This is a genomic window from Clostridium sp., from assembly GCF_016650095.1.
Taxonomy (GTDB): domain Bacteria; phylum Bacillota; class Clostridia; order Clostridiales; family Clostridiaceae; genus Clostridium_AD.
Genome location: NZ_JAENWL010000445.1, coordinates 1 through 1,965, shown reverse-complemented (window position 1 = coordinate 1,965; position 1,965 = coordinate 1). Strand labels below are relative to the sequence as shown.

General features: G+C 32.0%; 2 protein-coding genes. Both read left to right on the top strand.

The annotated features are described in order from the left end of the window. Window positions 1-173 precede the first annotated feature (173 nt). Window positions 174-848 (top strand): hypothetical protein, encoded by a 675-nt coding sequence (locus JJE11_RS17665; RefSeq protein ID WP_291638007.1) that lies wholly within the window; start codon window positions 174-176, stop codon window positions 846-848. 186 nt (window positions 849-1,034) lie between these two features. Next, window positions 1,035-1,965: aminopeptidase P family N-terminal domain-containing protein (locus tag JJE11_RS17660; protein ID WP_291638005.1), on the top strand; the 931-nt coding region annotated here is incomplete at its 3' end.

Here is a 1,965-nt window from a genome sequence, read left to right as displayed (position 1 = left end):
GCACTGTGTGATAAAATTTAATTGACTCATGTGAAATCCTCCCGTATATGTTGGTTTAGTCACTTAACATTATACAAGAGTATTTCTCTTGAGTCTTTATTTTTTTGTTACTCTTCGGTCATTTCATTATACAACTTACCAGTAAAGAATTTCAACCAGAATTTCTTGATTTTATGGTTAAGTATGCAAAACAATTTAATCCAGCTACAGATTATATTAAACATGTAGGTAGCCAAAGATTTTTAGAGCATAATGTGATGAAATCCACGGATACTTATGAAATTAAATTAACTGATAAGTCTTTTAAGGATTTAATGCATTATACTTTGAATAATCTTGCTGAAAACACGGATGCTATGAATTTTGTTCAGAAGTATATGACATCTGTAATGTCAATTTATGATGTAACTGATGCAGAAGATAAAAATATACAAGATGAAATGAACAATGCATTCGAGAATTTAACAACTGAATTACCAAAAGCACTTTTAAGTTTAGACAAATCACTTGATTCTATTGAAGACTTAAAAATTCTTGGTGATAATGGAATTAAAATTAGATATACTGTCAATGATGATGGTTATATTATAGAAGAAAAGGGAAACGCTGAATTTGTTGTTGATTTACCTGGCATAATTAAATTAGCTGGAAACACAGAAACAGTTAGTAATCCTAGTGACCCAACTGGTATATATACTATAAGGTTAGACTTTGATACTGATATCACTAATATAAATGGAGATGTTGATATTGTATCCCCAAAAGTTAATTCAACTAATTCATTTGACTATAATGATATATTGAAAATGATTCCTGCTACAGTACCTGCTACAGTACCAGTTAAATAAAAAAATTTACTTAAACTGTAAAATGGATCCTATATGATAGACACTAAAAAAGTCTATTCATATGGGGTTTTTTTCGTTTATTACTAGGCTCCACTAATATAATAAAGTTAACTCTTTTATGGTATACTAAAGTCAGTATTATAAAATTTTGCAAGCGTTTACTTGCATTTTAATGAGGTGAATATAATGAACGTAAAAGAGAGAATTGAAGAGTTAAGAAAGCAGATGAGAGAAAGAGGCATAGAAGCGTACATAGTACCTAGTTCAGATCCACATCAAAGTGAATATGTAGCAGAACATTATACCGCTAGAACCTATATAACAGGATTTACAGGCTCTGCTGGTACTGCAATTATAACACTTACGGATGCCGGGTTATGGACGGATGGAAGATATTACGTGCAAGCAGAAAGTCAACTTAAAGATACAGGTGTAACTCTATTTAGAATGGGAGAGAGCGCAGTTCCAACTATTGAGGCATTTTTAAAGGAATCTCTTGATAGCGGATCAAAAATTGCGTTTGATGGAAAGGTTATTTCAGTAGAATACTTTAGAGGGCTCGAGAGTGCTTTAGAAAGTAGTGAATTTACTTTTGAAGTTAATGAAGACCTAATAGATATAATTTGGAAGGGCAAACCAGAAAGACCTTGCAGTCAGGTAGTTTTACATGATGAAGCATATGCAGGGGAGTCAAGACAATCAAAACTTGATAGGATAGTTAAGGAAATGAAGACTATGGGGGCAGACTATTATGTAGTATCGGGGCTCGATGACATAGCGTGGCTATTAAACATTAGAGCTAGAGATGTAAAATGTAATCCTTTAACAATATCTTATTGTGTGGTTTCAAAGGACAAGTGTTATTTGTTTATCGATGATAGAAAAATTAATTCAGAAGTTAGAGCTGAGCTTGAAAAGGCGAATGTAGAAATACTGCCATATGATAGCATAGAAAAATTCTTAGGAGATATTAAAGCTGGGACAATATTGCTTGATGCAGCAAAAACTAGCACTTGGATATATAGTGCCATAAAGATTAAAACTATAGAGGCTATGGATATAACTACAAGATTTAAGGCTATAAAGAATGATATTCAAATTGAAAATGTTAGAAAAG

Coding starts and splice junctions, on each gene's coding strand:
- JJE11_RS17665 (WP_291638007.1), top strand. CDS start 174: ATGGTTAAGTATGCAAAACAATTTAATCCAGCTACAGATTATATTAAA.